This window comes from Cohnella thailandensis, from assembly GCF_014212135.1.
Classification (GTDB): domain Bacteria; phylum Bacillota; class Bacilli; order Paenibacillales; family Paenibacillaceae; genus Cohnella; species Cohnella thailandensis.
In genome coordinates this window covers 382,398-390,609 of sequence record NZ_JACJVQ010000013.1, presented here as the reverse complement: position 1 = coordinate 390,609, position 8,212 = coordinate 382,398, and the positions used below count along the sequence as shown (strand labels likewise).

8 protein-coding genes and 1 pseudogene are annotated in these 8,212 nt (G+C 57.5%); 5 read left to right on the top strand and 4 right to left on the bottom strand.

Annotated features, from left to right (window positions below; all coding sequences use genetic code 11):
- Positions 1 to 123: 123 nt before the first annotated feature.
- Positions 124 to 685 (top strand): annotated as a pseudogene (locus H7B67_RS16055) (alpha/beta hydrolase).
- 99 nt (positions 686 to 784) lie between these two features.
- Here H7B67_RS16055 and H7B67_RS16050 read toward each other — a convergent pair.
- Together H7B67_RS16050 and uraA are read right to left on the bottom strand one after the other, a co-directional pair.
- Positions 785 to 1,057 (bottom strand): CBS domain-containing protein, encoded by a 273-nt coding sequence (locus tag H7B67_RS16050; RefSeq protein WP_185120847.1) that lies wholly within the window; start codon positions 1,055 to 1,057, stop codon positions 785 to 787.
- A gap of 104 nt (positions 1,058 to 1,161) precedes the next feature.
- Positions 1,162 to 2,451 (bottom strand): uracil permease, encoded by a 1,290-nt coding sequence (gene uraA / locus H7B67_RS16045; RefSeq protein ID WP_185120846.1) that lies wholly within the window; start codon positions 2,449 to 2,451, stop codon positions 1,162 to 1,164.
- Between the two features lie 138 nt (positions 2,452 to 2,589).
- Between uraA and H7B67_RS16040 the strand changes: the two genes are divergently transcribed.
- Both H7B67_RS16040 and cls read left to right on the top strand, forming a co-directional pair.
- Positions 2,590 to 3,075, top strand: coding sequence for a nitroreductase family protein (locus H7B67_RS16040; RefSeq protein WP_185120845.1), 486 nt, complete (start codon positions 2,590 to 2,592; stop codon positions 3,073 to 3,075).
- Between the two features lie 181 nt (positions 3,076 to 3,256).
- A complete protein-coding gene (gene cls, locus H7B67_RS16035; RefSeq protein WP_185120844.1) occupies positions 3,257 to 4,717 on the top strand; it encodes a cardiolipin synthase in 1,461 nt (486 codons plus the stop codon).
- Between the two features lie 45 nt (positions 4,718 to 4,762).
- Here cls and H7B67_RS16030 read toward each other — a convergent pair whose 3' ends face one another.
- On the bottom strand, positions 4,763 to 5,734 hold the full coding sequence (locus tag H7B67_RS16030) for an aldo/keto reductase (protein ID WP_185120843.1): 972 nt from the start codon (positions 5,732 to 5,734) through the stop codon (positions 4,763 to 4,765).
- A gap of 102 nt (positions 5,735 to 5,836) precedes the next feature.
- Positions 5,837 to 6,172 (bottom strand): LytTR family transcriptional regulator DNA-binding domain-containing protein, encoded by a 336-nt coding sequence (locus tag H7B67_RS16025; protein ID WP_185120842.1) that lies wholly within the window; start codon positions 6,170 to 6,172, stop codon positions 5,837 to 5,839.
- A gap of 314 nt (positions 6,173 to 6,486) precedes the next feature.
- Here H7B67_RS16025 and H7B67_RS16020 point away from each other — a divergent pair, with 314 nt between their 5' ends.
- Together H7B67_RS16020 and H7B67_RS16015 are read left to right on the top strand one after the other, a co-directional pair.
- Positions 6,487 to 7,179 (top strand): ABC transporter ATP-binding protein, encoded by a 693-nt coding sequence (locus tag H7B67_RS16020; RefSeq protein ID WP_245363676.1) that lies wholly within the window; start codon positions 6,487 to 6,489, stop codon positions 7,177 to 7,179.
- Positions 7,163 to 8,206, top strand: coding sequence for an efflux RND transporter periplasmic adaptor subunit (locus H7B67_RS16015; RefSeq protein ID WP_185120840.1), 1,044 nt, complete (start codon positions 7,163 to 7,165; stop codon positions 8,204 to 8,206). Before H7B67_RS16020 ends, H7B67_RS16015 begins: the two co-directional genes overlap by 17 nt.
- Positions 8,207 to 8,212 lie beyond the last annotated feature (6 nt).

Here is an 8,212-nt window from a genome sequence, read left to right as displayed (position 1 = left end):
GTTTGAGCATCTGGGCGAGAAGCTGCAGCTTCCGGCTTGGTACGAGAAGCACCGCCAGCTGATCGAAGACAACCTGATTCCGATCGAAGTCCGCGTGCTGAAGGAGGATCGATAAGCATGAGCATGAAGCATCTTTTCGAGCCGGCCAAGACGCCGAATGCCCCGACGCTGGTGCTGTTCCACGGCACGGGAGGGACGGAGAGAGATCTCCTCCCTCTTGCGGGGAGGATCGATCCGAACGCCGCCGTCTTGTCGGTAAGAGGAAATGTTCTGGAACGGCATGCCGAGGTTTTTCCGGCGCCTGGCGGAAGGCGTGTTCGACGAGGAGGACCTCAAGTTCCGCACGAAGGAGACGTACGATTTCCTAAGCGAAGCGGCGAAGGAATACAACCTGGATCGGAATAACTTTATCGCGATCGGCTACTCCAACGGCGCGAACATCGCGGGAAGCCTACTGTTCCACTACCCGGACGCGTTCCGCAAGGCGATCCTGCATCACCCGATGGTGCCGATGCGCGGGCTGGAGCTGCCGGAATTAAGCGGAGTGTCGGTCTTCATCGGAGCCGGAACGAACGATCCGATCTGCGCGCCGCAGGAGAAGGAGGAGCTCAGTCAGCTATTGACAGGAGTCGGGGCGAGCGTCGAGGTTCATTGGGAGCGCTATGGGCATCAATTGACGGGCTAGGAGGTTCAAGCTGCGGAGGATTGCTATATCGGGCGGGATTCGGGGTCTAAATCAAAAAGGCAGATAGGAAAATCGCTTGTCGATCGATTCCTTCTGCCTTTATCGTTTTTTAAACGGGATCATCAGGAGGCGCACCGGCTTCGAGGAATAAAAGCCAAGGCCCAAGCGTCCGCTCAACGCCAGCAGGAATGGTTTCCTCTCCAGGTAGCCTAGGGGCTTGGAGGAGGAGTCGCACACGATAAAGAATTCGACATCCGGGTAACCGTTGATCGTTCGCAGAGCCTCGCGGCAGGACATCTTGGCCGGCAGGTGCGGCACGAATCGGGTAGACGAAGAAGTGTCGGCGAATTCTCCCAAGGCGTTAAAGGACATCTCGTTCTCCTCTCGCTTCGCTAAAATGAAGGGGGCCGCTTTGAGCTTAGCAGAGGAACGTAAACGAGGATCCTAAACTGCGTTAATGGAGTGTAAACCAGTCCTCATTCGGAGGCAGCGGCATCATTAGACCATCTCATCGCTTCGAACAGTTTAAAAAGCAAGCTCATCGCGATAGCGACGACGGTGGCGAGCGCCATACCGGACAACGAGAAATCGCCTGCGGTAATCTTGGCGCCGGATAAGCCGGTAGCCAGAACGACGGTGGTGAGGAATAGATTCGTCGGACGGCTGTAGTCCACTCCGGCTTCGACCAGCATCCGGAAGCCGGAAGCCGCGATCACCCCGAACAGCAGCAGGGAGACCCCGCCCATGACGGCGACGGGGATGTTGGCGATCAAGGCGGACACCTTGCCCAGGAAGGACAGAAGAATGGCGATAACGGCAGCTCCACCGATGACGAAAGTAGAGTACACCTTCGTAATGGCGAGGACTCCGATGTTCTCGCCGTAGGTCGTGTTGGGCGTGGAGCCGACGAAGCCTGACAGGATCGTGGATAGCCCGTTGCCGAGCATGGAGCGGTGCAAGCCGGGGTCCTTGGACAAGTCCTTGCCGACGATATTGCCGGTAACGACGAGATGACCGATGTGTTCGACGATAACGACGAGCGCCGCGGGAAGAATCGTCAGAACGGCGCTCCATTCGAGGATCGGAAACGCGAATTGCGGCGATGCGAACCACGAGCTGTCCCGGACGGCGGAGAAGTCGGCGACTCCGATGGCGGCGGCCAAGGCGTAACCGACGACGATTCCGATCAGGATGGGAATGATGCCGAGGAAGCCGCGGAACAGCACGGAACCGAGAACGGTAACGAGCAAGGTGACGGTCGAGAGCAGGATGGAATCGGCATCCGGCTTCCAATCGGCCGCGCCGCCCGACGTCCATCCGGCCATTCCGGCCGCCGTAGGAATGAGCTCGAGCCCGATGATGGAGACGATCGCTCCCATCGCCGCGGGAGGGAAGACGATATAGATCCAGCGGGTTCCGGCCGCTTGAACGAGGAGGGCGACCGCCGTGAAGACGATGCCCGCCGCGATGAAGCCGCCGAGCGCGGCGGCATAGCCGTCCCCGATGTCCGAATGGGCGCCGATGACCGCCCCCGCGGGAGCGATAAAGGCGAAGCTGGAGCCTAGGTAGGCGGGAATGCCTCCGCGGCAGATCGCGATATACAACAGGGTTCCGATCCCGTTCATCAAGAGGCAGATCGAGGGATCGACGCCAAGATAGTTAGGGACGAGCACCGTAGAACCGAACATCGCGAACAAATGCTGCAGGCTGAGCATAAAGCTCTGTCCGAGAGGCGGGACCTCGCGGATTCCGATTTCTTTTTTCATAGGCGCATTCGGCCTCCCGGGATGTCGGTGTCTTCGGATTAGAAGTCTTGACAAAGATTGGGGGCGCGTATACAATGCAACCTAAATCCAATAAATACGATATATCGTTTATTATCGTTAGCAAGGGAGAGTTCACGCATGAATACGATCGAAGCGATTAAGACTCGCCGCAACATTAAACAATTCAAGGCGGACCCGATCGATAGAGACAAGGTGATCTCGTGGCTGGAGGCGGCAACCTTCTCTCCGAACCACCGGATGACCGAGCCTTGGAAGGTCGCGTTCGTCGGCCCGGAGACGAGAGCCAAGCTGAACCATAAAACGGACTTCGGAGGCGCTCCGCTCGTCCTGCTGCTCACCTCCAAAGGCTCGGCGATGCCGATCGAGAAGGAAGAGAACGCGTACGCGGTCGCCTGCTTCGCGCAGAGCTTCATGCTGGCCGCCGCCAGCGAAGGAGCCGGAACGTTCTGGTCGTCCCTCGCCGCCGCGCCCAAGATGAGAGAGATCCTCGAAGTTCCGGACGAAGACGTCGTGATCGGGATTTTCGGGGTCGGCTATCCTCAGGAAGTCCCGGAAGCCAAGGAACGGATCTCCATCGCGGAGAAGATCGTCGAACTTCCGTAAACAGCCCGGCATTTTCATCTTTTACGCGACATTTCGCCAGAATCCGCCGGATCCTGTCAGCCCCATTCCTCTTAAGGATCGCTAAAATCGCGACCTTATGCTAGGATTGGGGTTGTAGTTTGTTTTCCGCCTTTTTCCCGCCATTTTTCCCGCCAATTCAGAGAGACGAGGTCGCAGCAGGATGTCAGTGTCGTCCATCACGCAAAATATTTATACGGTTATTACGCTTATAAATATGATCTTGGCCATAAGCGTTATCTTCATCGAACGCCGCAACGTCGGGGTGACTTGGGCATGGCTCATGGTCTTCCTGTTCTTCCCCGTAGGGGGATTCATCATTTATTTGATTTTCGGGCAGAACCTGAGCCGGCTGAAAATCTATAAAGACAAGAAGTGGAGCCGCAAGCTCCATCAGCAGATGACGGATCATCAGAAGAAGGAGTTCCGGCAGCACCGGATCGAATACAACGACCCTTCGATGTCCTCCTACGAGGACCTGATCTACATGAACCTGTCTAGCGCGAAGGCGCTCTTCACGCAGGACAACTCCGTGCAGGTGTTCAAGGACGGCAACGAGAAGTTTTATTCCTTGTACGAGGACATTCGGACCGCCAAAACCCACGTTCATTTGATGTATTACATTATCAACGACGACAGCACCGGCCGCAGGCTTCTGGAGCTGCTGCGAGAGAAAGCGGAGCAGGGAGTCGAAGTGCGGTTCCTCTACGACCCGATCGGCAGCCATCGCTTGTCCACCCGGGTGTTTCAGCCTCTCATTCGGGCGGGCGGGCAGGTGGCGGCGTTTTTCCCTTCCAAGGTGCCTTACCTGAACTTCCGTGTGAACTACCGCAATCATCGCAAGCTGGCGATCATCGACGGGGAGATCGGCTACATCGGCGGAATCAACGTAGGGGACGAGTACCTCGGGCTGGTGCCCAAATTCGGCTATTGGCGGGACACGCACCTGAGAATGACGGGCAGCGCCGTTCGGATGATGCAGGGGCATTTTATCCGCGATTGGAATACGGCGTCCAAGCGTCAGCTGGTCGAGACGGAATTTTTCCTTCCTCCCGTCAGGGACGAAGAGAAAGGCGGCATCGGGGTGCAGATCGTGGCCAGCGGGCCGGACCAAAGCTACGAACACATCCGCAACGCTTATATCAAGATGATCCACAGAGCCCGGGAAAGCGTCTGGATTCAAACTCCCTACTTCGTGCCCGACGAGAGCCTGATCAACGCGATTCAGACCGCGGCCCTGTCCGGCGTCAATGTGAAAATGATCATCCCCGCGATAGCCGATCATCAGATGGTGTATTGGGCGACTCATTCGTACGTGGGCGATCTGCTGCCGCTCGGCGTGGAGTGTTACTTGTACGAGAACGGATTCCTTCATGCCAAGACGCTGATCATCGACGGGAAGGTCGCATCGGTCGGAACGGCCAACTTCGATATCCGCAGCTTTAAGCTGAACTTCGAGATCAATGCCTTCCTCTACGACAGGGAGATCGTTAAGCAGCTGGAGCAAAATTACTTAAGGGACATCGAGCATTCCCGCCTGTGGACCTATGAGGAGTATCTGAAGCGCCCATGGATGCACAGGCTGCGCGAATCGGTCACCCGGCTGTTGTCTCCGATTCTATAAGCGATAAAGATAAGGAGCTGTCCCTGCGCGGGAGCAGCTCCTTTATTAGGTTAAACGGTAATTCGCGAACGGTTCGCCGAGCTTGTAGGGTCGGCTAGCCTCGTCCAACTGGGCTAGCTGGGAGGAGCTCAGGTCGAGCCCGACGGCAGCGGCGTTCTCTCTCAGCTGCGCCGCCGAGGTCGCGCCGACGATTACCGTGGCGACGGCCGGCCGGCGAATGAGCCAGCGGATCGACAGCACGCCCGGAGCGACGCCTGCCTCCCCGGCAAGCTGCCGGACCCGGCGTCCGAGCTCGAGGCGCCCATCGTCGAAGAAACGGGAGAAGTTCGGATCGGTTGCCGCTCTCGAGCCCGCGGGCGCCCGGTCGGAGCCGTATTTGCCCGTCAAGATGCCTCCCGCAAGAGGAAAATACGGAATGATGCCGACTCCTTGATCGAGCGACATCGGAACCAGTTCCCGCTCGGGAGTCCGATCGGCGAGCGAATAGCTGACCTGGGTGGAGACGAAGCGGTTCAGTCCGAGCCGTTCGCTGATCCCGATCGCTTTCATCAGCTCCCATGCGGCATAGTTGGAAGCGCCGATGTACCGAACCTTGCCGGCTCTCACCATGTCGTCCAACGCCCGAAGCGTCTCCTCCAGAGGCGTGTCCGGGTCGAAGGTATGGATCTGATAAAGATCCACGTAATCCGTCCTCAGCCGTCTCAGGCTCTCGTCCAGCTGACGCTGCAAGTGGAACCGGGAGGAGCCTCGGTCGTTAGGTCCGGGGCCAAAGACGAGTCCGGCCTTGGTGGCCAAGACGACTTCATTCCTTCTGCCCTCGAGCGCTTCCCCGATAATCGTCTCGGACGCAGTACCCGCGTAAATGTTGGCGGTGTCGATAAAGTTGATTCCCAGATCGATCGCTTCGCGAACGATCCGGATCGACTCCTCCCGATCGGCGCGCTTGCCGAACGAATTCGTGCCGAGTCCAAGCTCGGATACTTTGAGGCCGCTGCAGCCCAGCTTCCGGTAATTCATAGGTTATCGCCTGCTTTCGGTTTCCTTTTCTACCCACTATACCATAACAAAAAGGCGGAGCAGGAGAGGTTCTCCCGTTCCGCCTCGTTGCGTATTTTCTTATCAGTGCGGCTTGCCTGCTCGTTCGCTCAGCAATTGCTTGATGATCTGCTGCTTGCGTTTGGAGACGGGCAGCTTCTTGGAGCCGGCGGAGCGGTCTCCGAAGATCAGGCAATCCTCCGCGATGTCCGAGATCTTATCGACGTTCACGTAGCAATCCGACGTCAACCGGAAGAAGGTATCGTCGCGCAAGAGGCCGTTTCGCTGTTCCGGGGACATTCTCTTTTTGATGTTGTAATTGCGCCCGTGAAAGCTGATAAGACCGTGCGTTCCTACTTTGAAGTAAAGCGAATCCTTTTGCGGCTCGAAAGTGTCGTAAAGATTCGAGGCTACGTCCATCTTTCCAAATCCCCCTTCAGAAAGGTTGCTTGGTAGCGCTTACAGTATAACATATTATGGGGCGCCGGCAATCCCTTTTTGTAAGAAAAATTTAACGAATTTTTAACATGGGCTGCTTAGGCGATCGAATGATTTTATAGGCAGTTCAGGATTAAATTGACAAGTCCGTCGGGGAGCGGGTATGTTAGATTTATGTTTGCCGAATAGCGCGGAGCATCTCATAACAACCGAATGGAATGTTAGCGTCCAAACCAAATGAATGCGCTTACAACTATTCTTGCAAAACTATGCTTGCAAGGAGGAACGAGAGCTTGATGGAGGCACTGGATTCAAGCATTATCCGCGCTCAAGGCCTGGTTCGTACCTTCGGGCGAGGGAGCGGCTCCGTTACCGTGCTGAAGGGCGTCGATCTGGAGATCTCGGCAGGGCGTCTGATCGCCCTTAAAGGGCGTTCCGGCTCGGGCAAGACGACGCTCATCAACCTGCTGGGGGCGCTGGATCGGCCGACGGAAGGGAAGCTGGAGTTCGACGGAAGCGATCTGACGAGCTTGACGGACCGGGAGCGGGACCGGATTCGCCGCACGAAGATGGGGCTGATCTTCCAATCCTTCGCCTTGTTTCCTCTAATGTCGGCTTACGAGAACGTCGAATTCGTTCTGCGGGTCGGCGACTATCCGGCCAAGGAACGCAAGGAAGCGGCGGTCTTCGCGCTCGAGCAGGTGGGGCTGAAGGCCCGCATGCATCACCGTCCCTTCGAGCTATCGGGCGGTGAGCAGCAGCGGACGGCGATCGCGCGCGCCATCGCCCACAAGCCGAAGCTGCTGCTGGCGGATGAGCCGACGGCGGAGCTGGACAGCAAGACCGGCCTGCATATCATTAAGCTGTTTCGCGATCTGGTCACGATGCACGGAATTTCGGTCGTGCTGACGACGCACGATCCGGCCATCATGGAGATCGTCGATCAAGTCTACGAATTGGAGGATGGACAAATTGCCGCTTCTAAATAGAAGAATCGCTTGCTCGGCTTTATCCCTCGTTCTGGCCGCTGCGGTCTCCGGCTGCTCGCTGCTTCCCCAGGAGGAGGAGGCGCTCGCTCCGCCCCTCGTGAAGCCCGCGAAGGAGAGCTACCAGACGGTAAACGCCGAGAAGGGCGATATCGTGGTGTCGATCAACGGTTCGGCGTATTTCGAGTCCGTCCATACGGAGGTCGCCCAGTTCACCGGCACGGGAGGCCGCGTGCAGGAGCTGCTCGTCAGCTCCGGACAGGAAGTGAAGAAGGGGGACGTGCTCGTTCAGCTGGTGATGGACGATCTGGACCTTCAATTGAAGGAGCAGGAGCTCGCCTTGGAGAAGGCCAAGTACAACCTGAAGCAGGTGCGGACCAATCCGTCGACCGAACCCGAGGTACTGCAGATGGCCATTCTTCAGACCCAGATCGAGCAGCTCAAATACGATCGCCTTAAAGACAAGTACGACAACAAGCAGCTGGTCTCGGCCATCGACGGCGTCGTTACCTTCGTCGAAGACCTGAAGCCGGGAGATTACGTGGATACGTATCAGACGCTGGTCATCGTGGCGGACCCGACGCAGCTTCGGCTGACGCTTGGCGTGGACAGCTCCGATAACATCAAGGACGTAAGCGTCGGATTTCCCGCGGAAGTGAGGGTAAGCCGCGACGGCCAATCGTCCGCTTTTACGGGCAAGGTGGTCCAGACGCCTTCCTCCGCTCCGCAGACGCTGAATAAGGATCTGGCCGAGAAATACGCGCGCACGCTCTATATCCAGCCCGACAAGCTTCCCGAGAACGTCGAGATCGGGATGATGGCGGACGTCACCATCGTCACCAAGCAGAAGGAGGACGTCGTCAAGATTCCGAGAAGCGGCCTCCGCAACTCGCTCGGACGGACCTTCGTGCGAACGCTCGTGGACGGCACGAAGCTGCGCGAGGTCGACGTCGAAGTCGGCCTGACCTCCTCGACCCAGATCGAAATCCTTAATGGCTTGAAGGAAGGCGACGTGGTCGTTCTTCAATAGCTAGGT